A 23806-nucleotide genomic window follows, 5' to 3' on the forward strand; every position below is an offset into this window, starting at 1 on the left:
GGTCCACAGCTCACTGCTCGTCACGGGCGGCCACTTTGCCGGGTACCGAGGGACGCTGTCGACGCATTTACCTTCCACCGGCTCCGATCACAGGGGTGCGGTCGTCCTCCCCGGCCCAGCGCGCGCACCGCCCACAGCGCGTCGTCGGCCCTTGGATCCACGATCCCCGCGTCCGAGCCGGCACCGGCACCGGCCGGTGGCCGCGGCGACGGGGATCGCGGCGGACACCGGCCGGTGGGGTGCGCGGGGGAGGCGTACGGGCTACATGGGGTCCATGCCCCGGTCGTCCATACGGCCCTCCTGCTCGCTCTGCTCCTGGAGGCGGCGGGCCTTCTCCTTCAGCCGGCGGCGCTCTTCCGGGTCGGTGGACCGCTCGGCCGCGTCGTTCAGCTCCTTGGCCTTGGCGCGCATCTGCTGGGACCGGCCGCGGGACTCACCTGAAACGCTCATGATCGCTCCTTGGATCTGTGGGGAGAGCGGGCGGATTCAGCGAACCAGTCCTGCCGTGCCCTCGCATCTCGAAGGGTCACCGAGTGTGAGCCGCCCCCCATGCCTGCGACGGACGGGGCGGTCAGTCCGTGTCCGACCCGAGGGCGGTGGTGAGGGTGAACAGGGCCCCGTCCGGGTCGCGGAGCGTCACCCACCGCTCCGCGGCGTTCGAGGTGACGTCCGAGACGGCCCGCCCGCCCAGCGAGACGGCGGCCTCCACCGCCGGACGGAGCTTCGGCACCCGGAAGTGGACGTGCCAGCGGGGCCGGGTGTGCGGGGAGTAGGAGGCGATCTCCACGGGACCGCTGTTCAGGCGGGCGACGGGTTCGCCGTCCTGCCGCAGCACGACCTGGTCCTCCTCGTACGAGACCTCGCAGCAGCCCGCCCGGCCGGTCGCCCACTCCAGCACCGCGCCGTAGAACATCGCCGCGTCCAGCGCGTTCCTGGTGCGCAGTTCCAGCCAGGCGGGTGACGGGCCCCTGCCCACCCGCCAGCCCGCCTCCACGTTGCCCTCCCAGATCCCGAAGACGGCGCCGTCCGGGTCGGCGACGAGCGCGGCGCGGCCGCCGGACTCGAAGGAGACCGGGCCGACCGCGATCGTGCCCGTCCGCTCCCGGATCCGGTCCACCGCCACGTCGGCGTCGTCGACGGCGAAGTACGGGGTCCAGGCCGCCGCGACCCCCAGGTCAGCGGCCAGCGCCCCGATGCCCGCGACCGGGACCCGGCCCTGGAAGGCCACCGAGAACGCCTCGCCGAGACGGGTCGGGCGGAACCTCCAGCCCACGACCGCACCGTAGAAATGCTGGGCCGTACCGAGGTCGCGCGTCATCAGGCTCACCCAGCACGGGGCCCCGAAGACTTCCTTCGTCGAAATCTCCACCGTTCGCTCCGTCTCTGGTGAGCCACCGCTGCCCCTCCTATTCTGGTGCTTTTCATGACGATCTTCGCGCTCCACGGCGGCGAATGCGTACAGAAGGTGTCCAAGAATCACGCTCCGTGGCGATCCCGTCCGGTGGCACGCGGCGATAGCCTCGGTCCCGGACGCGCCCGCAGCCCCGGAAGGCAGGTCTCCCATGGCCGGATCCCAGATTCCCGTGATCGATCTCGGGCCGTGGCGGTCCGGCGGACCCGAGGCGCGCGCCCGTACGGCCGCCCGCGTCGACGAGGCCCTGCGCGCGGCCGGCTTCCTGCTGGTGACCGGGCACGGCGTGGACCCCTCGCTGCCCGCGCGGATCCGGGAGGCGGCGGGTGAGTTCTTCCGGCTGCCCGCGCGCGCGATGGAGCCGTACGCCGTCACCGTCGGCGGCCGGGGCTGGCTCGGCCCCGGGGCGGAGGCCAACAGCTACGCCGAGGGCACGGCCTCGCCGCCCGACCTCAAGGAATCGTGGTCCTTCGCGGCCGAGGACCCCACCGGGATCCCCTCCGTGGACGCCGAATGGTTCGCTCCCAACGCCTGGCCCGCCGAAGTGCCGCAGCTGAGGCCGCTGGTGACGGAGTACCTGCGCCTGATGCGGACGCTCTCCGACGAACTGCTGGAACTCCTCGCCGTCGCGCTGGGCCTGGCCGAGGACCACTTCACCCGCCACACCTCACACCCCACCTGGGGGTTCAACCTCAACTGGTACCCGGGCACCGAGATCGTCGGCCCGCCCCTGCCCGGCCAGTTCCGCATCGGGGCGCACACCGACTTCGGTACGGTCACGGTCCTCGACCGGCAGCTCGGCGCGGGCGGGCTCCAGATCCACACCGACGCCGACGGCTGGCAGGACGCGCCCTTCGACCCCGCGGCGCTCACCGTCAACATCGGCGACCTGATGGCCCGCTGGACGGGCGACCGCTGGCGCGCGGGCCGCCACCGCGTACTGCCGCCGCCCGCCGACACACCCGCCGAGGAGCTGATCTCCCTCGTCTACTTCTACGAATGCGATCCGCACACCCGGGTGGAGTCCCTGCCCGCCCCCGTCGGCCGGGTGGTGCACGACCCCGTCGACTCCCACACGTACCTGCGGGGCAAACTCGACGCCATCAGCGTGGCTACGACTCAGGAGTGACCCGGCGCCCTGACCTCCCTCCGGGGGCTGACGGCAGATCCGCCTCACAGGCTGACGATCCGCCAGAACCGCCCGCATAGCGTGACGTTCATGAAGAACCGCAGAACCGCCGCCGCCCTGACCCTGGCCGCGATCCTCCTGCCCCTCCCGCTCGCCACCGCCGGCAGCTCGGTCGCCGCGGACACCTCCGTCAGTGCCGGCCCGGTGGGGACCGACGACCGCCGCACCACGGTGGAACTCCCTCGCCCCACCGGCCGTTTCGCGGTCGGCCGGGAGGACCTGCACCTGGTGGACCGCAGCCGCACCGACCCCTGGGCCGGTTCCGGTCCGCGCGAGCTGATGGTCACCCTGCGCTACCCGGCGCGGCAGGACAGCGGCCGGACCACCCGCTACCTCACCCCCGAGGAGGCCCGCCTGCTGCTCGTCGACCGCGGGCTGGACCAGGTGATCCCGGTCGACACCCTGACCGGCACCCGGACCCACGGCAGGACGGGCGCCCGCCCGGCCGCCGGCCGGTACCCGCTGATCGTGCTCTCCCCGGGCTTCACCGTCCACCGGTCCACGCTCACCGCGCTCGCCGAGGACCTGGCCTCCCGGGGCTACGTCGTCGCCGCGGTGGACCACGCGTACGAGAGCGTGGGGACCGCCTTCCCCGGCGGGCGCGTGCTCACGTGCCTGGCCTGCGAGAAGGTCAAGGACGAGGCCGGGTACCGGACCGTCAGCGACACCCGGGCCCGTGACGTGTCCTTCCTCCTGGACCGTCTCACAGGACGCAGCCCCGCCTGGCGCCACGCCGGACTCATCGACAAGGGCCGCATCGCGATGGCCGGCCACTCCATCGGCGGCGCCTCGACCGCCGCCGCAATGGCGGCCGACGGCAGGATCCGGGCCGGGATCAACATGGACGGCGGATTCTCCACACCGGTCCCCGGGGCCGGACTCGGCGGGCGCCCCTTCATGCTGCTCGGCGCGCAGGAGCGCGGCCCCGGCGGCAACGCCAGCTGGGACCGCGACTGGCCGCTGCTCGACGGCTGGAAGCGCTGGATCACCTTCGCCGACTCCGGCCACTTCACCTTCACCGACTTCCCGGCGATCGGCGAGCAGCTGGGCCTGCCCGACGAGGAGGCCCCGCTGCCCGGCGCCCGCTCCGTGGAACTGACCCGCCGCTACGTCGCCGCCTTCTTCGACCAGCACCTGGGAGGCCGCCCGCAGCGCGTGCTCGACGGCCCGTCCCCCGATGCGCCGGAGGTCCGCTTCCACACCCCCTGACCCGGTGGGCGAGGGGCCCGGTCAGACCACCGTCACCGGGTGGCGGACCACCGCGTCGAAGAGGTAACCCTGCGTGTTGTGGACCGACCGGTCGGGCTGCGTCCGCCCGGTCGCGTCGGTCGCCCGCGCCAGCAGCGAGGTCGCGCCCGTGGCCCGCGGGGTCCACGGCACCGACCAGCGCACCCAGCCACCCCGGCGCGGGGTGTCGTGCAGCCGGGCCCGCCGCCAGCGGACGCCGCCGTCCGTGCTGACGTCGATCCGGGTGACCGGCGCCGCCGCAGACCAGGAACGGCCGGTCAGCAGCCGGGTCCGGTGCACGGGAACAGTGGCCCCCAGCTCCAGTTCGAAGGCGCTCTTGAGGGTCTGCCGGGTCAGCGGGGCACTGCCCTGCGCCGGGTGCTCGGGCCCGAACAGCCGGTACATGTCCGTGTTCCAGGGCGAGTACAGGGGCTCCCCGCTCACCTCGATGTCCCCGACCCACTTGATCGACGAGATCCCGACCCAGTCCGGAACCACGAGACGGACCGGCCCGCCGTGGTCGGGCGGCAGCGGCTGCCCGTTCATCTCGTAGGCCAGCAGTACGTCGTCCAGCGCCTTGGAGACCGGCAGCGGACGCCGTACCCGGCCCAGGTTCACCCCGTTCGCCACCACCTCGTCGTCCAGCCCGCGCGGCAGGACGTCCACGGCGCCCCGGGTCACGCCCGCCAGGCGCAGTACGTCCGACAGCCGCGCTCCGCGCCAGCGCGCGACACCGATCGCGCCCAGGGTCCAGGCGGTACCGGTGACCGGCTGGCCCTGCTGGGTGGTGTAGAAGCTCCGGCCGTTGCCCGCGCACTCGATGAACAGCGTCCGCTCCACCGGCCGCAGGGCCCGCAGCCGCTCGTACGACAGCTCCAGCGGGCCGCCCGCCAGCCCCTCGCCCCACACCTTCAGCCGCCATGCGGCCGCATCGACCCGCGGGGTGGAGGTGTGATTGCGCACGAAGAACCGGTCGATCGGGGTGAGCGGGCCCGTGCCGCGCAGCGCCGCGAAGTTCGTCTCCGCGTTCGTACCGCGCAGGGTGAACAGCTCGGGCGGCAGCGGCTTGACGGTGCGCGGCACCGGATCGGCGACGGGCAGGCCCGGAGCGGCCGAGGCCGTGCCGCTTCCCGCGGCCACACCCAGCGATCCGGCGGCGGCCCCCACCGCGAGCAGCTTCAGCAGATCACGGCGGTCCACTCCGGCGGAGCGGGCACGGCCGTGCACCCACTGCCGCAGGCGCGTGCGGTCGTACCGGCTCTCGTCCGACAGGTCGAGGGGCATGGCAGGAGCACTCCTTGGTCGCGGTTCCCACGGACCGTAGGGGCCCGGGGCGGGCGGCGGGAACCTTCCCACGGTGATGTCCATGAACCCGCAACACTGCCGCAACGGCCGATTACCGCTGGTCGGCGGAATTTCGGCAGGATGTGGGCATGACCGAGATCCTTACCCCCCGACTCATCCTCCGCCGCTGGACCGACGACGACCTCGTCCCCCTTTCGGAGATCAACGCCGACCCGGAGGTCATGCGCTGGATCGGCGAGGGCGAGACCCTCGATCTGGACGAGACGGCCGGGGAGATCGAGCGCTGGGAGGAGGAGTGGGACGAGGAGGGCTTCGGGCTCTTCGCCGTCGAGCTCCTCGGCTCCGGCGAGCTGATCGGTGCCGTCGGCCTCTCGGTCCTCGAGAACCTGCCGGACGCCCGGGCGGACGTGCAGATCAGCTGGCGGCTCGGCCGCCAGTACTGGGGCCAGGGCTATGCCTCCGAGGCCGCCCACGCCACCTTGGAGTTCGCACTCCAGGACCGCGGCCTGGACCGGGTCGTCGCGATCAACCGGATGAGCAACACCGATTCCGAGAACGTGATCCGCAAACTGGGCATGGTGATGGAACGCGACACCACCGACCCCCGCTACGGGACCTCCGTACGGGTCCACGGCATCGACCTCACCGAGTACGAGGCCTGAGGGGCCTGAGAGGCCTGAGGGCCGTCCCACGATCCCCGCACGGCCGCATCATCCGATCGGCCGACCCCGGGATCCTCCGGACCGCCCGCACGCTCCGTCCGCCGGTCGGACCCGCCGGGGGCTCCGGCGCGGAGAGCATGGACCGGGGGAGCGGGAGGACGTAACCGGCCCTCCCCGCCCGGAGCCGAGAGGGACACCATGAACGCGCACGACCGACTCCTCCTCGACGGGGCCCGCCGCGGCGACGCGGCGGCGGTGGGCGCGGCGCTCGCCGCGGGCGCCGCCGTGGAGGCCCGCGACGAGGAGCTGCGCACGCCACTGCTGCTCGCCGCGCTCGGCGGCCACGTGGCCGTGGCCGAACTGCTGGTCGCCGCCGGAGCCGACCCGAACGCCCCGGACTCCCGGGAGGACAGCCCCTGGCTGGTCACCGGCGTCACCGGCAGCGTACGCATGATGCGCCTGCTGCTGCCCGCCGGACCCGACCTGAAGCAGCGCAACCGGTTCGGCGGGATCTCCCTCATCCCGGCCGCCGAGCGCGGGCACACCGCGTACGTGCGCGCCGTGCTCGACGCGACGGACACCGACGTCGACCACGTCAACCGGCTCGGCTGGACCGCCCTCCTGGAGGCGGTGATCCTCGGCGACGGCGGCCCGCGCCACGAGGAGATCGTCGCGGTCCTGCTCGGGGCGGGCGCGGATCCGCTGCTGCCCGACCACGAGGGGGTGACCCCGTACGAGCACGCCGTCCGCCGGGGCTTCGACGGCATGGCGCGGACCCTGAAGGCGGCGGCCGGCGCGGCGGAAGCCGGGACCGGCCGATGAACCGCCGTACGCGTCCGCGTAACCGCACCGGCACCCGTACCCGTACCCGTGGCGCCCTCGCGGCGATGGCCGCGACCCTGCTGCTCGGAGCCTGCGCCCAGAACACGGCGCCCGCGCCGCCGGCCCCGGCGCCCTCCGCCGCCTCCCCGCTGCCCGCCACCGCCCCCACCCCGCAGGGGCTCCTGCTGACCGCCGACTTCGAGGCCGACACCGTGACCTTCGTGGATCCGGAACGCGGCGCGGTCGCCTCGGTCACCGTGGGCAGGGCCCCGTACGGACTGGCCGTGGGCACCGACGGCCGGGCGTGGGTCGCCACCGCCGAGGGCGTGGCCGTCGTCGACACGCGCACCCGCGTACGGCTGGCCCTGATCCCGTACCGCACCGCGACCGGCCCGGCCACCGACGGCGAGTACCGCGGCGGCGGCATGGGCATCGCGCTCTCGCCCGACGGCGCGCACGCCTACGCCGGGGTCAACGTCCCCGGCACCGGCGGGGTCCTGGAGGTCCTCGACACGGCGAAGAGCGAGGTCACCGCCGTCGTACCGGTGGGCCGGCGGCCCTTCGACGTCGACGTGTCACCGGACGGCGCCGAGGTCTACGTCACCGGCCACGACTCCTTCGACGTCACCGCCGTCTCGGCCGGAGAACTCCGGCCCCGCCGGATCGAGGTCGCCCCCTACGGAACCGAGGGCGGACTCGCCTCCTGGCTCAAGCCGCACTACGCCGTCGTACGGCCCTCCGACGGAAAACTGCTGCTCCCCTTCGAGGGCGAGCGGCTCGCCGTGGTCGACCCGCGGACCGGGCAGACCCGGATCGAGCCGATGACCGCCGACACCCACCAGCACGGCGCGGCCGTCATGCCCGACGGCCGGCTCCTGGTGGTCGGCACGGGCGCGGTGCGGCCGGGCGACGGCAGGGGCCCCTCGCTGACGGTCCGTTCCCCGGACGGCGCCGAGCGGGTGTACCCGCTCCAGGGCCCGCACGAGGACGTGGCCGTCTCCCGCGACGGCCGGACCGCCTACGTCACGGGCGGCTACACCCGGGACGGCTACTGGAACGGCATCACGGTCGTCGACCTCGACACCGGAGCCACCCGCCGACTCGCGGCGGGCGCCCGGCCCCTGGGCATCGCCGTCCTCTGAGCGGCTCTCTGAGCCGTCCTCAGAGCCGTCCTCCGACCCGTCCACGGAGCTGTCCTCGAAGCTGTCCTCGGAGCCGTCCTCCGAGCAGGCATCTCAGCCGGGAGCCTGCGCCCCGCCGCCCGCGCGGATCGCCGCGAGGGCCGCGGCGTGCAGGGCGGCCGGGGCGCCTCGGCGGGTCCGAGGGCTCCCGGTGAGCGTGTACCACTCGTCGGCGTCCTTGTACTGGACCTCGAACCGGACCGGGTCCCCGGCCGACGCCGTGGTGCGCAGCGTGAGGGGACCGGTGATCACGCCGACCTCGTCGGTCATGGCGCCGCCCGGCCCGGCGAGCACCTCGTCCTGCCACCGGTGCGGCCGCGTCATGAGGCGCAGGTGTCCAGCATCGTGGTGAGCATGTTCTTCTCCGGTTCGGTCACGGTCAGTCCGTACGTGGATTTCACGGTGGTCCAGGCCCGCCCGTACGGGCACCAGCTCGCCTTGTCCGGCGGCTGCCACAGGTCGGGGCTCTGGTCGCCCTTGGAACGGTTCGAGGCCGCCGTCACGGCGAGCAGCTGAGGATGGGTCAGATCGTTGGCGAAGGCCTTGCGCCGCGCGGAGTCCCAGCCGGCCGCGCCGGAGCGCCAGCCCTCGGCGAGCGGCACCATGTGGTCGATGTCCATCTTTCCCGCGTCCGTGACGACCACCCCGTCGTAGAGGCTCTTCCAGTTGCCGGACACGGCCTTGCACTCGGCGTCCTGGTTGACCTCGGTTCCGTCGCGCTTCAGGACCACCTCACGCGTGTCGCACTTGTTGCCCTGCTGCGCCCAGTGCGTGAACTTGTCCCTGCTGTAGCCCGCCATCGTGCCCACCGGCGCCACCTTGAGCGCCGCCAACTGGGTCCGCGCCACAGCGGTGGTGACCATACCGGGCAGTACGTCCCCACCGGCCGGTTTGGCGTCGCCCCCCGGTGAGTCCGGCGACTTCGGGGACTTCGGCGCCGCGGTGGACGGCGAACCCGCGGGCGCCGACGCCTTGGGATCCCCGGCGCCCGGCGCGGCCGGGTCGGAGCACCCGGTGGCGGCGGCCAGCAGCAGCGCCAGCACCGCACCCGGCACACGTATCTGACGTCCCATAACCCCACCCCGAGCCGGTACCGCTCCGCACGCTGTCCCGGAGACACTACCCAGAACCGGACAATCAACCTACCAAGGGCCCTCCGGCGGGCGTTGTCAGTGGCTCTCGCTAGTCTCCGGACATACCGCAGCTCAGGGGGGTCGGCTCCCCCCTGTCAGGGCTGCGCGGAACCGGACAGGACAGGCGGAGGGGCACGGTCTGATGGCATGGCTGGCGGCGGGCGAGGGGTACGAGATCGCCCTGGTGGAGGGACGGGTGGCGGCGAGGTCCGCCGCCGGGCGGACGGCGGGACGGCAGTTGAAGACACTGCCCAAGGCCCTGAAGGACCATCCCGAGGTGGACCGGCTGCGCAGGCTGGCCGAATGGCTCGACCGGCACGAGGCGGTCTGCGCCGCCCAGGTCGACAGCTGGATGGTCTCCTCGCTGCCCGTGCCGACCGAACTGCTCGCCCGGGTCTGGCCGGACGAGGCCTGGCAGAGCGCCCTGCGCGATGTGGCCGTCGTCGGCGACGACCCGGACGAGGTGGGCTTCCTGCGGGACGCCACCGCCTCGGGTGAGCTGAAGGTGGTCAACCTCGACGGCGAGACCGTCCGGCTCTCCCCGCGCACGGTGACCCTGCCGCACCCGGTGCTGCTGCCCGACCTGGACGACGTACGGGACTTCGCGGCCGAGCTGGGCATCGTGCAGCGGGTCGAGCAGATCCACCGGGCCACCTGGCGCAAGCCCGCCGAGATCGCCGCCACCGCCACCGAGGTCCGCGACTACGCGGGCGGGGTCTTCCCCACCCGCTTCAGCCTCGCGGCCCGCGCCACGAGCCTCGGCTACCGGGTCTCCGGCGGCTACGCCACCTGCAAGGTCCGGGACTCGGGCACCGGGACGGAGGCCGCCGTGTGGATCGGCGAACCCTACTACGAGGACGAGATGACCACCGGCGCGCTGAGCTGGCACGACGAGGACGGCCGGGCGGTGCGCCTGACGGAGGTCGGACCGGTGGCCTGGTCCGAAGGCATGCGGATGGCCGCGGCGCTCTACGCCGGGCGCAAGATCGAGGAGGGCGGGGACGCGTGAGCACCCACCAGGAAGACACCGAGATGAACAACGCCGAACTGCTGCTCAAGGCCGGTGCCGTACTGCCGCGGGACACCACCGGCGCCGGTAGCGACGTCGTGGAACTGACCGCGCGCGCCTACCGCCACCCCGGCCTCGGCGACGACCGCGTCGTCGTCCGGCTCGCCCCCGGCGAACTGGGCGCGGCCGAGGACCTCGCCGCAGGCTTCCTGGGACTCGTACGGGACGAGGGCGAGCCGCCCGTCGTCGGCCTGAGCCGGCGCCAGGCGCTCGGCTTCCCCGAATGGGTCCTCGTGCACCACCCCGAGGACGGCCACCACGCCCTCGCCGTCGTCCCCGAACTGGACCGGATCGCCCGGCAGGCCAAGACCAAGCCCAAGGCCGCCCTCGACGCCTGCCTCGAACTGGCCGGCCGCCTCGCCGCGTCCGTCCCGCACTTCCTGCCCCTCTTCCACGAGCAGGCCGCGCGGCTCTTCCTCGCCGTCGAGAACACCACCTACGCCGCCCAGCTGTTCGGGCGGGCCCGTGACGCCGAGGCCCAGCACGGGCTGGGCATCGACGAGGACCGCCTCGACGCCGTATTCCTCGAATTCGCCCTCGTCGGCGCCCTGCCGGTGAAGGTGCTCACCGGCTACGGAAAGGCCCTGGCCGGCCGCGTCACCCCCGCCGAGGCCTACGAGCGCTTCCGCCGCCTGTGCGTACGCCGCACCGCCGGCGGGCTGGCGCCCTCCGCCCAGGCCGCCGCCGAACTGCGCCGCCTCGCCCGCGCCGCGGGCCTGACCGGCACCGAACCCGAGCAGGACTACCTCGCCGAACTGCTGCCCCTGCCCGCCACCCTGCGCGCCGCGCTCGGCTGGTGGAAGGCACACCGCGGCGCCCTCGTGGCGCTCGCCCGCCGCGTGCCCGCCGTCCGCGGCACGCTCCTCGGACTGACCCCGCCCAGCGGCGACGGCGGCGAGTTCACCACCCTGTGGCTGGAGATCCTGGAGGAGTCCGGCGCCACCGCCGGCCTCGTCGACGGGGACCTGCCCGCCGAGCAGTGCTGCGCCGACGGCACGGCCGGCTGGCTGGAGCGCTTCCACGCCGCCCGCCACTCCGGCTGGGGCAGCCGCCCCACGCTCCCGCTCCTCCTCGACCTCGTCGAACGGGGTGCCGAGCAGCTGCGCACCGAACTCGCCCGGCCCGAACGGGAAGCGGGCCTGCGGATCGGCGTCGAGGACGCCGACCTCCTCGACCTGCTGCTCGCCCTGGACGTCCCGGTCGCCGACCCCGAGGCCGAGAGCGAGCACCGCCGGCACCGGCACGACCACCTGAACCTGTCCGAGTGGGCCGACGGCGACCAGCGCCGCGACCTGCTCGCCCTCGCCGCCGACCAGCGCTTCCACCCCGCCTTCCGGCGCGCCCTGGACGCCTTCGGCGCCGGCCACGCCGATGTCGTCCGGTCCCTCGCCGCCTCGCCCGGAGGCCGCCCGCTGCTGGCCGAGTGGATGCGCGACATCGCTCTCGCCTCCACCGCCGCCGGCCTGCCCGGAGTGCCCGAGGCCATCGCGCGGCTGGGGTGGCTGCCCACCGAAGCCCTGGAACTCGCCCCCGAGGAAGTGGCCGCCGCCGCGGCCGCGGACCTCGCCGAAACCCTCGCCCGGACCCTGCGCGGCGGCCTCTTCGAGGAACTGGCCTGGCCCTCCTGGGAGGAGGCCCTCGCCGAACTGAGCCCCGGCCAGGGCCGGGAGGCCCTCACCGTGGTGGAGGCCTGGCCGTACCTGATCGTCGCCAACCAGACCCAGGTCCGGGTCATCGACGCCGACTCCACCGTCCTCACGCACGACCTGCGCGTGCCGACCGGGACCTCGTACAACCACGGCTTCCACTACGTCGACGGTGAACTGCTCGTCTTCTGGTCCTCCTGGAGCAGCAACGGGACCGAGGGCTACTGGCACCACTCGCCCGGCACCGTCCTCACCCTGGACACCGACCGCAGCCACTGGTCGCTGCGCAGCGACCACCTCTCCCTGCCGCTCCCCGGCGGCGGGCGCGCCACCGGCGGCGGCGTCCTGCACCGCGGCGACACGAAGCTGCCGGACGAGCGGCCCCTGCTGTCCGACGGCACCTCGTACTGGGTGTGGCAGCGCCGCGACGAGGAGACCGGCCACGGCTGGGTCGAGTACGACCCCGCCGGCGGGACCCACGGACGGTACTCGCTGCCCGCGTTCTTCACCGACGCGCTGCGTGCCGACGGGGACGCGGCCCTGCGCACCGGGCACTACACCTGGCTGCGGCCCGCGCCCACCGTGGACGGTTCGGTTCTCGGTGAGCCCGCCGACGGCCTGCTCGGCTGGCGCACCGTACGCCTCCCCGGCAACGGCTGGCAGGGCACCGACACCGGCGGCCGCACCGTCGCCGTGCCCGAGGGCCGCGAGGTGCCCGTCGCCGCCCTCACCTTCCCCGGCGACAACCGGCCCCGGTCCCTGTCCCAGCACTGGCAGGAGCTGAGCATCACCGACCCGGACGGTGTGGTCACCGCCACGTCGCGCGACGGCCACCGCCGGCGCTCCGCCTTCGGCACGGGCAGCGTGGACCTTCCGCCGCTGTCGCACTGGTACGCCCTGCGCCCCCGCGACACCGAGGGCTCGGCCGTCCTGCGCGCCGCCGACCGGGAGACCGTGGCCGCACTGCTCAAGGCGGCCGCCGCCGCCGACAAGGCCGCCGACCTGCCCGACCTGGTCGGCGCGGCCCTGCCGCGGATCACCGCCCCCAAGATCATCGGCGGCATCGTCGAAGTCCTCCGCTTCACCCTCACCCAGCAGAAGGCCCTGGACGAGATAGCCGCCCGGCTCCACCCCGACAACACCCCCGTGGAGGAACGCGAGCAGGGCCCCGGCGACCGGCTGATCGCCGACGGGCTCAGCGGTCTCATCGACTCCTACTACCGCTGGGGCGGCGAGAACGACGCCGCCCACTACACGCTGACCGAACTCGCCGCCGCCCGCACCCGGACCGACGCGACCCCCGCGCCCGGCCTGCTGCACTTCGACACACCCGCGCTGCCGCACTGGTGCTTCACGTGGACCCCGCTGCTGGACCAGCCCGCGGCCGTCGCCTACCGCGCCGTCACCGTCGCGCCCACCGACGAGCAGCGCGAAGGGCTGCTCACCCTGCTCGGCACGGTCGACGCCCTCGGCCTGGCCTCGGCCGAAGGCTCCGCGGACCGCTGGCGCCGCGTCCTGCTCCGCCTCGACCGGCAGCACCTGCTCACCCCGGACGGCGAACGCAACGTCTACCACCGCAGCCTGCTGCCGCTGGGCGGCGGAGCCGTCCTCGCGCTGACCGAGCACACCGAATCCGTGCCCGAAGGCCACGAGTTCGGCGCCTTGCTGTACGACCCCACGGGCCGGTTCACCGTCCCCGGCCCCTACACCGTGCGCGGCGCCGCCCCGCTCGGCGACCGCGAACGCGGCGCCGGCTGGCTGACCGCGTTCCTCGGCGCGGCCGCCGAGCACGGGCCCGCGCCCTTCCGCCCCGAAGCCGCGGAGGAGTTCTCCCGGCTCACCGGAGTCTCCGGCGCCCTCGCCCGCCTGGTGGTCGCCGGACTCCCGGGCGTCGACAGCTCCGAACGCAGCTTCCTGACCCCCGAACTGCGCACCGCCCTCGGGGTCAAGGCCACCGACGCCGCGCACGCCCGCGACGAGCTCAAGACCCTCGACACCGAGCTGCGGCGTGCCGTCGTCGGGGCCCTGCTCCCCGCCGATCCGGCGCAGCTGTGGAGCGAGGGACCCGACGTCGCCGCCGCCGCGGAGCTCTGGAACCGGCGCGTGGGCCGCCGTACCCCCGTCCCCGACTGGCTGGCCACCGAAGCCGCGCGCGCCGTGGGCGGCACCTGGCCCGCGCACCGCGCCCTGGCCGCGCTGCTCGACCCGGCCGCCTCGCGCGAGCTCTCCGTCGACGTCGCCTGGACGGTGAAGGGCGACCACGTGGAGCCCGCCGAGCCGGCCACCGATCCCTTCACCGGGTCCGTCCTCACCGGAACCCTGGCCATGGCCTCCTGGCTGGCCCACCGGCTGCCCGCGGGTGATGCCGTACGAGCGGTCCTGCCGCCCGTCCTGACCGCCGTACGGCAGCGGCTCGCCGCGCCCGAACTGCTCCTGGAGATCGGGCACTACACCAGCCTGCCCGCCTTCCGCTCGGCGGCCGGAACGCCGACCGAGACCGGCGAGGGCTACGAGCGGTACGGAGCCGTCGTCATGGCCACCCATGACGACCAGCCCAAGCCCGCACTGCGCCCGGCACTGCTCGACTCCACCGGCTCCGACCCGTACCTGCCGGTGCTGCGCGGTGACGACCAGCGGCCCTCCGCCGCCGAGGCCGCGCTGCGTGCCGTCCACGACCCGCGGTTCGCCGCGCTGCTCGCCGACCCGGGCGCCCCGGCGGCCGGCGCCGTGGCCGCGGACGGCACCTGGTGGCCGCAGGACCCCGGCCGCTCCGTTCCGGAGCTGGTGGAGGAGGCGAGCGCCCGGCACGGCCTGGGCGCCGACGCGGCCACCCTCTACCTCATGCTGCTCGCGATGCCCGACCCCACCGACCGCAACACCGCGCGGTGGACCGGCTGGAAGCCGGCCCGGCTCAAGGCGGCCCGCGCCGAACTGGGCGCCACCGACCTGGTGGTGACGGCCGGCCGCAGCCGGGCCGGGCGCTCGCTGTTCCTGCCGGGCGGCTGGGCCGACCTGCCCTCCCCGACACTGCCGGTGGAGCAGTGGAAGCTCGCGATGTACGGCCTGAGCGCCGGTGGCCGGCCCCCGCTGGGCGTGCTGGTCCCGGCCGAACCGGCTGCCGAGCTCTACCGCCGTGCCTGGCAGCGGGTCCAGGAGGGCGACCTGCCGCGCTTCGAGGAGCTCAAGGTGAAGCGCACCCGCGCCCGCCGCCGCTGAACCGGCCGTCCCGGGCCGCCCGGGACCCCCGTACGGCGCGGCGCGCCTGCCCGCAGGTGCGCCGCGCCCCCGCACCGCCCTCCCGCCACACCTTCCAGAGGACCCGATGACCGTCACCGAAGAAACCGCCCCCGCCGCCCGGCAGGTGCTGCCCGCCGAGGAGCGCCACGCCGCCGAGCTCGCCTTCCTCGCCGCCCAGGACCCCGGCCCCCGCCCGCCCGGCTGGGCCCTGACCCCGCGCGCCGTCGTCACCTTCGTCTGCGGCAGCGACGGGGCCGCGCTGACCCTGCCGGGGCGCCGCGCCGGACTCCCCGCCAAGCTGGCCATCGCCCCCAAGTTCGTCGGCGAACGCGCCCTCGTGGAGCGCTGCGTCGTCACCCTGGCCGGTGAGCGCGGCCTGCTCCTCACCGGCGAGCCCGGCACCGCCAAGTCGATGCTGTCCGAGCTGCTGGCGGCCGCCGTCAGCGGCACCAGCGCCCTCACCGTCCAGGGCACGGCCGGCACCACCGAGGACGCCTTCCGCTACGGCTGGAACTACGCGCTGCTGCTCGCCCAGGGCCCCACGTCGCAGGCCCTGGTCGACTCCCCGGTGCTCTCCGCCATGCGCACCGGGCGCGTCGTCCGCGTCGAGGAGATCACCCGCTGCCTGCCCGAGGTGCAGGACGCGCTGGTGTCGATCCTGTCCGACCGGCGGCTCAGCGTGCCCGAACTGACGGCCACCGAGGACGCGGTGGTCTCCGCGGCGCCCGGCTTCACCGTCATCGCCACCGCCAACCTGCGCGACCGCGGCGTCTCGGAGATGTCCGCCGCCCTCAAGCGCCGCTTCAACTTCGAGACCGTCGCCCCGATCGCCGACGCGGACGCGGAGGCCACCTTGATCCGCCGCCAGGCGGTGGCCGCCGTCCAGCGGGCCGGCGCCGCCTTCGGCGTCGACGACGCCGTGCTCGACGCACTCGTCACCGTCTTCCGCGACCTGCGCTCCGGCCGCTCCGCCGAGGGCTGGGACGTGGAACGCCCCGGCACGGTCATGTCCACCGCCGAAGCCGTCCAGGTGGCGGCCTCGCTCGGGGTCGCCGCCGCGTACCTGCCGGGCGGGGACGTGCTGGACCTGCTGCCGGGGCACCTGCTGGGCGTCGTACGCAAGGACGACCCGGCCGACCACGGACGCCTGCTGGGGTACTGGGACGGCCCGGTCCGTCGCCGCGCCGAGGACGGTTCGCCGATGTGGCGCCGCCTCTGGGACCTGCGCGGGAGCCTGCGTTGACGCACACCGACCCGCGGGCCGCGGTCGAGGCCCTCGCCGCGGCCCGTGAGCCGTACCTCATCGGGGTGCGCCACCACAGCCCCGCGCTGGCCGCGGTGGTACCGGCCCTGCTGGACGCCTCGGGCGCCGACGTGGTCTGCGTCGAGCTCCCGGCGGACTTCCAGTCCTGGCTGGAGCACCTCGCCGACCCCGAGACCGTCGCCCCGGTCGCCCTCGCGGGCACGGGGGAGGACGGCCGCCTGGCGTTCTACCCGTTCGCGGACTTCTCCCCGGAACTGGCCGCGATCCGCTGGGCCCGTGCGGTCGGCGCGGCCGTCATCTGCTGCGACCTCCCGCTGGCGGACCGCGGCTGGACCCGGCCGGACCCCGCCGGGGCGCCGGACCGGATTCTGGCCCCGGACTCCGTCGCGGCGCCGGCCGCGGGCACGGACCCGATCCCGGGCCAGGGCTCCGGGCAGGGCTCGGCCCACGCCCAGGCCCCGGTCTCCGCCACGGCTCCGGACTCGGGCCCGGGCCCCGGTTCGCCCCGGGCCACGGACCCGGCCGGGGTCCGGAACGCGCTCCCGGACCAGGGATCCGGGCAGGGTCCGCGCCCGGCCACGGCCCTGGACCGGGGCACGGACCCTGCCAGTGGGTCCTTCGCGGACGCTCTGACCGCAGCCGGTACGGGCCGCGACGGTGACGACCTGTGGGACCGGGCCGTCGAGGTCCTCGCACCGGGGTGCTCCCCGGAGGCCGTACGCCGTGCGGCGCTCGGCGTCGGCTGGGCGCTGCGCGCGGACACGGGCGCCGTCCCGGCGACGGACCTGGCCCGCGAGGCGCACATGCGCAGCGTGATCGCGGGCCAGGTCGCCGCGGGCCACCGCGTGGCAGCGGTGATCGGGGCGTTCCACGCCCCGGTCCTCCCGGGCACGGCCGCCGACGGCTCGCCGGCCGAACACGGCTCTGGCGTCGACTCCGGCTCCGGCTCCACCGCCGATTCCGGCCTCGGCGCCGACTCCCGCTCCGCCTCCGGCCCCGGTGGCGGCTCCGACACCGGTTCCGGCTCGGGCGACGCGGTCGGCTCCGACCCCGGCTGCGGCTCCGGTCAGGCTTCCGACGTGAACTCCGGCCATGGGCCCGGCTCCGCCCACGGTTCCGCTTCCGGCTCCGGCACCGCCTCCGGCACCGCCTCCGGCACCGCCTCCGGCACCGCCTCCGGCACCGGCACGGCCTCCGCCTCCGGCACGGGCTCCGGCTCCGGCACGGGCTCCGGCTCCGGCACGGGCTCCGCCTCCGGCACGGGCTCCGCCTCCGGCACGGCTTCCGCCTCCGGCACGGCCTCCGCCTCCGGCACTGGCACCGGCACCGGCACCGGTTCGGGATCCGGCCACGGCTCCGACTTCGGGTCCAGCGCCGGCTCAGGCTCCGCCCATCGCGCCGGCGCCGGTTCCGGATCCGGATCCGGTTCCCGCTCCGACGCCGTCACGGCCCTCGGGCCGAACCCGGTCGTGCCGGGGCCCCGGCACGGCAGGACCACCGCTTCCGGGGCGCCGGGCGCGGACACGGCACCGGCCGTCACCTCCTTCGTGCCGTACTCCTTCGACCTGCTCGACTCCCGTTCCGGGTACCCCGCCGGAATCCGGGACCCCCGCTGGCAGCAGGCCGTCCTCGAAGCCGGCGGGGATCCCGACCGGGTCCGCGAGGCCGCCTCCGTCGCCGTCACCGGGCTCTGCCGGGAGCTGCGCCGCGCCGGGCACACCGCCGGCACCGGCGAGGCCGCCGAGACCCTGCGGCTCGCCTGCGACCTCGCCACCCTGCGCGCGCTGCCCGCGCCCGGCCGCGGCGAGCTCCTCGAAGCCGTCACCACCGTCCTCGGCCAGGGCGAACCGCTCGGCCGCGGCCGGGCGCTGGCCCGCGCCCTGGAGGCCGTGCTCGTCGGCACCGCCCGCGGCAGGATCACCCCGCACGCCCCCCGCTCCGGCCTCGGCCCCTCGGTCGAAGCCGAACTCGCCGCGCTGCGGCTGCCGTCCCCCGAGGACCCGGCGCCCCGCGAGATCCGCCTCGACCCGCTCCGCTCCGCCCTCGACGGCCGCCGCGAGGTCCTGCTGCAGCGGCTCCTCGTGTGCGGCGCCTCCTACGGGGAGCCCCTGACCGTCGCCGCCACCGGCGACGGCACCGCCCTCGGCACCAAGTGGCGGCTGTCCTGGACGCCTTCCGTCCCGGCCCGGCTGGATCTCGCCGGGGTGCGCGGAGTCACCGCCGCCCAGGCGGCCGCGGGCACGCTGCGGGACACCGCCCGCCGCGCCGCCGCCGACGGCGGGCCGACCCCGGCGCAGATCCTCGCCGGGCTGGCCGCCGCCGCGCGGTGCGACCTGCCCGAGCTGGTCGACGTACGCCTCCACGAGGCGGCCACCGCCCTGCCGCAGACCGCCACCCTGCCCGAACTCCTCGACGCCCTCGACCTGCTGGAGGCCCTCCACCGCGGTCATCTGCCCGGCACCTCCGCTGCGGCCCGGGCCGCAGCCGCGGACCTCGCCGGGGACCTCCTCGAAGCGGCCGTGCGCTGTCTGCCCGGCCTCGCCGGGAGCGAGGACCCCGCCGACGCGGCCGCCCTCGTGGCTCTCGCCGACCGGGCCGCCGCCCACCACCTGGGCCTGCGCACGGACGACGCCCTCGCCGACCTGGCCGCCACCGCGTCGCCGATGATGCAGGGCGCGGCCCTGGCCGTACGGGTCCTGCTCGACCTCGACGCGGCCGCCGAGCTCGGCGGCCGCGCCGCCGGATGGATCGACGGCGCGGGCACCGCCGACAGCCGGCGCGCCCTGACCCGGCGGCTCGGCGGACTGCTCACCGCCGCCGGGCCCCTCCTGCAGTCCTCGCCCGCCGCCCTCACCCCGCTCCTCGACCGCGTCGAGCATCTCGCCGACCAGGACTTCCTCGACCGCCTCCCGGCACTGCGCGGTGGCTTCGACGTCCTGTCACCGGCCGCCCGGGACCGGCTGCTCGACACCGTCACCGAGCGGCTCGGCGACCGGATCGACCTCGCGCTCGACGCGTCACCCGCCCTGCTCGCCCTCTGGGCCGCGGCCGACGCGGCCGGACTCGCCGCCCTCAAGGCCCTCCCGCTGCCCGGGACACAAGAGCCGACGCCGGTTCCGGCCGCCGAGGCGCTTGAGGCCCCGCCCGCGCCGTCCCCCCGGGCCGACGGCCCGCGGCTCGCCCCCGCCGACCGCTGGCGGCTGCTGCTCGGCCGCGAGCGGGACCGGCTCCCCGCCGGCGCCCGCCGCTACGCCCACGCGCTGGACGAGCTGTACGGAGCGGGGCGCGGCGAAGGCGCCTCCGACCTCGACCTCGGCCAGGGGCGCGGCCAGGGCGGTGGCCAGGAGGCCTCCTTCCCCACCGCCCGGGAGTGGTCGCAGGAGCTGGAGGCACTGTTCGGCGCCGACGTACGGGAGGAGGTGCTGGCGGGAGCGGCCGAAGCGGGCCGCACCGACGTCCTCACCCAGCTCGATCCGGCGGCCGTACGGCCCTCGGTGGAACTGCTGAGCTCCGTACTGTCCCTCGCCGGCGGGCTGCCGGAGGCTCAACTCGCCCGGCTGCGCCCCCTGGTCAGGCGGCTCGTCGACGAACTCGCCAAGGAGCTCGCCACCCGGCTGCGCCCGGCCCTCTCCGGCCTCGCCACGCCGCGCCCCACCCGGCGGCCCGGCGGCAAGCTCGACCTGGCCCGCACCCTGCGCGCCAACCTCGCGCACACCCGGCGCAGGGCCGACGGCAGCGTGGTCGTGGTCCCGGAGCGGCCCGTCTTCAGCACGCGGGCGAGCCGCGAGGCCGACTGGCGGCTGATCCTGGTCGTCGACGTCTCCGGCTCCATGGAGGCCTCCGTCATCTGGTCGGCCCTGACCGCGGCCGTGCTGGGCGGCGTACCGACCCTGTCCACCCACTTCCTCGCGTTCTCCACCCAGGTCGTGGACCTCACCGACCGGGTCGAGGACCCGCTCTCCCTGCTGCTGGAGGTCCGGGTCGGCGGCGGCACGCACATCGCCGCCGGTCTCGCGCACGCCCGCTCCCTGATCACCGTCCCGAGCCGCACCCTGGTGGTCGTGGTCAGCGACTTCGAGGAGGGCGCGCCGATCGGCGGGCTCCTCGGCGAGGTCCGCGCGCTGGCCGCCTCCGGCGCCCACCTGCTGGGCTGCGCCGCGCTCGACGACGAGGGGACACCCCGGTACTCGGTCCCGGTCGCCCGGCAACTCGTGGCGGCCGGTATGCCCGTGGCCGCCCTCAGTCCCCTCGCCCTCGCCCGCTGGGTGGGCGACCGCCTCCGTGGAGAGTCCCGTTGAGCACCGAACTGCCGCCCGTCGCCCCCGAGGTGCTCGCCGAAGCCGTCGAGCACCTCACCCCCCGCCTGCGCAAGAAGCTGGACGCCGCCACCGAGGGCTGCGCGGCGGGCGCCGTCCTCGCGGCCGACGGAACCGTCACCCTCCGCTTCGGCGAGGACGCCCTGGTCACCCTGAGTCCCGGTCCGGCGGGCACGATCACCACGGCGGAACAGGCCACGTGCAGCTGCCTGCTGGCACCCCGCTGCCTGCACCGGGCCGCCGCCCTGGGCGCGGCCCCGCTCGCGGACATCCCGCCGGAGCCGACCACGTCGGCCGCTCCCGCCGAGTCAGCCGCTCCCGCCGGGTCGGCGGCCGCTTCCGCCGGGACCGCAGAGCCCGCCGATCCCACCGGGCCCGCGGAACCGGTCCGGCCCGTCGGGACCACCGCACCCGCTCCGGAACTCACCGCGGCCCAACTGCGCGCCGCCGGCGCCCTCTGGCACGTGGCCGCCGAAGCCCTCGCCGCCGGGGTCACCGCCGGGGGAGCGGTGGTCCAGGCCGAGCTGCTGCGCGCCGCCCACACCGCCCGCCTCGCCGGGCTGCCGCGCGCCGAAGCGGCCGCCCTACGGGTCGTACGCGGCCTGCGCGCCGCCCGTGAACGCCGGGCCGGCCAGCGGCTCGGCGACCTCACCGGGGCCTTCCGCGAGCTCCTCCACACCGCCGGGATGCTGGCCTCCGGCGCGGCAGACCCCGCGCTGACGGGTACCGCCCGCCGCGCCTACGCGCCCGGCGGCAGCCTCCAGGTGCACGGCCTGTGCCGGGAACCCGTCCTCTCCGCCACCGGATACGGCGGTGTGGTCACCCACCTGCTGGCCCCGGACGGCACCCCCTACTCGGTCTCCGACGTCCGGCCCGGCGGCCTGGCCCGCGCCCGGGGCGCCGGGTCGGCCTCCGTGGCCCTCGGCGGCGCCGCCCTCGACCATGCCGGCCTCGCCCGCGGTGGCCTGCGTATCGTCGGCGCGACCGTCTCCCCGGAAGGCCGGCTCGGTGCCGGACGCGGGGTCAGGGCGACCCCGCTGCCCGGCATCGCCTGGACCGAACAGCCCGCCGCGCCGCTCTTCGCCCGGCCGGCCGCCGAGGCCGTCGCCGAGCTGCTCGCCGTCCCGGACGCGGCCGAGTCCGCGCTGCTCGGCTGCGACGTCACCGTCGTCGGCGCGGCCGGCGAACACCTCCTCGTGCGCGAGACGCGCCCGGACGCGCCCCTGCTGCGGCTGCTGCCCGCGCATCCGCACCCGGAGCTGGCGCACACGGAGAACCTGCGCCGCATCGCCTCGTACCCCGGGCTGCTGCTGCGCGTCCTGGGCCGCCCCGACCTGGACCGCACCGCCACGCTGCGCCCCCTGGCCGTGGGCCCGGTGCCGGGCGCGGAGTACACGCTGCGGCTGCCCGAGGAATGGCTGGGCCGGGCCGACCTCGGCTACGACCGCCTCCAGGGTGCGCACTTCCCGCAGGGAGCCGCCGCCCCCGTACCGCTGCCGGCGGCCGAGGGCCCGGACCCGCTGGCCGACTCCCCGCTGTGGCGGGTGCGCCGTCTCCTGGAGACCGGGGTCGCCGGTGGCCGCCGCGCCGTCGCCGAGGCGGCCCGCGGCACGGCATCCCTGGCCGCCGCCTCGTACGGCCCGCTGCGCCGGGCCGGGCTCACCGGGGCGGCGGACCTGGCCGCCGCGCTGGCCGCCGAGGCCGACCGCCGTCCCCGCGATGTCTTCGGCCGGCTGGCCGACCCCTCGCCCGACGGCTACGCCTGGGCCTGGCTGGCCGCGGCCACCCACCTGGCGGCGGCGGAACGCTGCCTGATCGCCGCGTCCTGGGCGGCGACCCCGGGGGCCGTCCCGGTCAGCGGGCGGTGACGGCGGGGGTCAGCACGCGGGCCAGAAGGTCCAGCGCCGACGTGACCTCGCGGAAGGTGTCCGGGTCCGGGGCGGTTCCGTCGGGACCGGCCAGCGCCGTGGCGAGGGCGCCGTCGATGGTAGCGGCCCGGACCTCGGCGACCCAGGCGGTGATCTCCTGGCGCGGCGCGGCGAGGCGCGGGGGGAGCTCCAGCGGCTACTCCGAGCCCAACCAGGCCCGCAGCACGCCGAGGTCGGCCTCGGTCAGGCCCCGCCCCGGATCGACCCGGTGCAGGAGCGCCCGGCCGGGGTGGCGGGCGGCCACCCAGGCCCGGTCGGCGCCGGTGATCTCGTCGTCGACCCAGATGAAGGGCCGCCCGGCGGCGTGGCCGACGAGCGCGGGTGTCTTCCAGTGGACCCCGCCCCGCCCGTCCTCCTCGGAGGGCTCCGGCCAGAGCACCACGGGCAGTTCCGGCAGGCCGAGCCGGGGCGCGACGCAGGCGTTGGCGTCCGCCATCCAGGTCGTGGCCCACACCGGTTCGCAGGGCAGCGCCGCCAGCCGGGGCCCGAGCGTCGGATCGACCCGGGAGAGCAGGGGATGGGCCTCGTCGTCCGCGCCGGACGGGTACGGGCCGGCCCCGAAGGGGATGAGCGGCCCGTCGACATCGAGGTACAGCAGCACGGGGCTGGTGGAACCGGTCATGGGGCCAGGGTAGTCCTCCTGTACATGGAGAATGATCTTGATGGGTGGGGCGTCGGGGCGGCGGCGGTGGCGGGGAACGTGGGCGTGATCGAGCGGCTGTGGCGGTACCCGATCAAGTCGACCGGCGGCGAACGCCTGCACAGCGTGGACGTCGACGAGCGGGGCCTGGTGGGCGACCGGCTGTTCGCCGTACGCGACGCGGAAGGCAGGTTCGGCTCGGGCAAGAACACCCGGCGCTTCAGGCGGATGGACGGCCTGCTCCGGCTGAGCTCCCGCTACCCGCGCAACACCCCGGAGCCCGGTCCCCCTGAACTGCTCGACCCGCACGGGAAGGTGGTGGCCGACCCCACGGCGTACCTGCGCACCCACCTCGGCCGCGACGATGTGGAGCTCGCCCGCGAGGGGGAGGTCTCGCACTTCGACCAACTGCCGCTCAGCATCCTCACGACGGCCACCCTCGACTGGATCCGCCACGCGGTGCCGGGCGTTCCGGTCGACGAGCGCCGGTTCCGCCCGAACATCCTCGTGCGTACCCCGCCCGGCACCCCGCCCTTCGTCGAGGACGAGTGGATCGGGCGCGAGGCCACCGTGGGGGACACCCTCCGTATCGCGTTCCTGCGCTCCAGCGAGCGGTGCGTGATGACCAACCAGGCCCAGCAGGACCTGCCGCACTCGCCGCTGATCCTGAGGACGATCGCCAGGGCGCACGACAACCGGCTCGACGCGCTCGCCAGGATCGTCACACCGGGAACGGCCCGGGTGGGGGACCGCGTCGTGCTCGGCTGAGAGCGCCG

Annotated in this window: 17 protein-coding genes; 11 read left to right on the forward strand and 6 right to left on the reverse strand. The window is 75.7% G+C overall.

Annotation, left to right across the window (positions count from 1 at the left end; genetic code table 11):
- Positions 1-261: 261 nt before the first annotated feature.
- Together ACFY0D_RS22885 and ACFY0D_RS22890 are read right to left on the reverse strand one after the other, a co-directional pair.
- Entirely contained in the window at positions 262-450 is a 189-nt protein-coding gene (locus ACFY0D_RS22885) for a DUF6381 family protein (protein WP_030718106.1), read from the reverse strand.
- Positions 451-571: 121 nt separating this feature from the next.
- Complete coding sequence (locus ACFY0D_RS22890; RefSeq protein WP_390800075.1) at positions 572-1318, reverse strand: VOC family protein; 747 nt, start codon at positions 1316-1318, stop codon at positions 572-574.
- A gap of 244 nt (positions 1319-1562) precedes the next feature.
- On the opposite strand from ACFY0D_RS22890, the gene ACFY0D_RS22895 reads away from it, so the two are divergent.
- Both ACFY0D_RS22895 and ACFY0D_RS22900 read left to right on the forward strand, forming a co-directional pair.
- Entirely contained in the window at positions 1563-2540 is a 978-nt protein-coding gene (locus ACFY0D_RS22895) for an isopenicillin N synthase family dioxygenase (RefSeq protein WP_390799914.1), read from the forward strand.
- Positions 2541-2630: 90 nt separating this feature from the next.
- Entirely contained in the window at positions 2631-3809 is a 1179-nt protein-coding gene (locus tag ACFY0D_RS22900) for an alpha/beta hydrolase family protein (protein WP_390799915.1), read from the forward strand.
- Positions 3810-3830: 21 nt separating this feature from the next.
- On the opposite strand, the gene ACFY0D_RS22905 is transcribed toward ACFY0D_RS22900, so the two are convergent.
- Positions 3831-5111: a sulfite oxidase gene (locus ACFY0D_RS22905; RefSeq protein WP_390799916.1), complete on the reverse strand. Its 1281-nt coding sequence runs from the start codon at positions 5109-5111 to the stop codon at positions 3831-3833.
- Positions 5112-5260: 149 nt separating this feature from the next.
- Here ACFY0D_RS22905 and ACFY0D_RS22910 point away from each other — a divergent pair, with 149 nt between their 5' ends.
- From ACFY0D_RS22910 to ACFY0D_RS22920, 3 genes are all read left to right on the forward strand, one after another.
- The gene (locus ACFY0D_RS22910; protein WP_390799917.1) at positions 5261-5794 is read left to right on the forward strand and encodes a GNAT family N-acetyltransferase; all 534 of its coding nucleotides are present in this window, start codon (positions 5261-5263) and stop codon (positions 5792-5794) included.
- A 198-nt stretch (positions 5795-5992) separates the two neighbouring features.
- Positions 5993-6616, forward strand: a complete 624-nt coding sequence (locus tag ACFY0D_RS22915; protein WP_390799918.1) for an ankyrin repeat domain-containing protein — start codon at positions 5993-5995, stop codon at positions 6614-6616.
- Positions 6613-7758 carry a hypothetical protein gene (locus ACFY0D_RS22920; protein WP_390799919.1) on the forward strand — a complete coding sequence of 382 codons (1146 nt, stop codon included), beginning with the start codon at positions 6613-6615 and terminating at the stop codon, positions 7756-7758. Before ACFY0D_RS22915 ends, ACFY0D_RS22920 begins: the two co-directional genes overlap by 4 nt.
- Before the next feature lie 93 nt (positions 7759-7851).
- Here the strand turns inward: ACFY0D_RS22920 and ACFY0D_RS22925 are convergent, their stop codons facing one another.
- Both ACFY0D_RS22925 and ACFY0D_RS22930 read right to left on the reverse strand, forming a co-directional pair.
- Complete coding sequence (locus tag ACFY0D_RS22925) at positions 7852-8121, reverse strand: hypothetical protein (protein ID WP_390799920.1); 270 nt, start codon at positions 8119-8121, stop codon at positions 7852-7854.
- Positions 8118-8870, reverse strand: coding sequence for an HNH endonuclease family protein (locus ACFY0D_RS22930; protein WP_390799921.1), 753 nt, complete (start codon positions 8868-8870; stop codon positions 8118-8120). The genes ACFY0D_RS22925 and ACFY0D_RS22930 overlap by 4 nt, the downstream gene beginning before the upstream one ends.
- A 202-nt stretch (positions 8871-9072) precedes the next feature.
- Here ACFY0D_RS22930 and ACFY0D_RS22935 point away from each other — a divergent pair, with 202 nt between their 5' ends.
- From ACFY0D_RS22935 to ACFY0D_RS22955, 5 genes are all read left to right on the forward strand, one after another.
- Positions 9073-9939 carry a DUF4132 domain-containing protein gene (locus ACFY0D_RS22935; RefSeq protein WP_390799922.1) on the forward strand — a complete coding sequence of 289 codons (867 nt, stop codon included), beginning with the start codon at positions 9073-9075 and terminating at the stop codon, positions 9937-9939.
- A gap of 23 nt (positions 9940-9962) precedes the next feature.
- On the forward strand, positions 9963-14861 hold the full coding sequence (locus ACFY0D_RS22940) for a DNA-binding protein (RefSeq protein WP_390800076.1): 4899 nt from the start codon (positions 9963-9965) through the stop codon (positions 14859-14861).
- A 106-nt stretch (positions 14862-14967) separates the two neighbouring features.
- The gene (locus ACFY0D_RS22945; protein ID WP_390799923.1) at positions 14968-16125 is read left to right on the forward strand and encodes an AAA family ATPase; all 1158 of its coding nucleotides are present in this window, start codon (positions 14968-14970) and stop codon (positions 16123-16125) included.
- Positions 16122-20444 carry a DUF5682 family protein gene (locus ACFY0D_RS22950; RefSeq protein ID WP_390799924.1) on the forward strand — a complete coding sequence of 1441 codons (4323 nt, stop codon included), beginning with the start codon at positions 16122-16124 and terminating at the stop codon, positions 20442-20444. The genes ACFY0D_RS22945 and ACFY0D_RS22950 overlap by 4 nt, the downstream gene beginning before the upstream one ends.
- The gene (locus ACFY0D_RS22955; protein WP_390799925.1) at positions 20441-22330 is read left to right on the forward strand and encodes a hypothetical protein; all 1890 of its coding nucleotides are present in this window, start codon (positions 20441-20443) and stop codon (positions 22328-22330) included. The genes ACFY0D_RS22950 and ACFY0D_RS22955 overlap by 4 nt, the downstream gene beginning before the upstream one ends.
- Before the next feature lie 196 nt (positions 22331-22526).
- On the opposite strand, the gene ACFY0D_RS22960 is transcribed toward ACFY0D_RS22955, so the two are convergent.
- Positions 22527-23012, reverse strand: a complete 486-nt coding sequence (locus ACFY0D_RS22960; RefSeq protein WP_390799926.1) for a hypothetical protein — start codon at positions 23010-23012, stop codon at positions 22527-22529.
- Positions 23013-23036: 24 nt separating this feature from the next.
- Between ACFY0D_RS22960 and ACFY0D_RS22965 the strand changes: the two genes are divergently transcribed.
- Positions 23037-23798, forward strand: a complete 762-nt coding sequence (locus tag ACFY0D_RS22965; protein WP_390799927.1) for an MOSC domain-containing protein — start codon at positions 23037-23039, stop codon at positions 23796-23798.
- The last annotated feature ends 8 nt before the right edge of the window (positions 23799-23806 follow it).

Origin of the sequence: Streptomyces sp. NPDC001502 (assembly GCF_042894785.1) — a bacterium.
Classification (GTDB): Bacteria; Actinomycetota; Actinomycetes; order Streptomycetales; family Streptomycetaceae; genus Streptomyces; species Streptomyces kutzneri.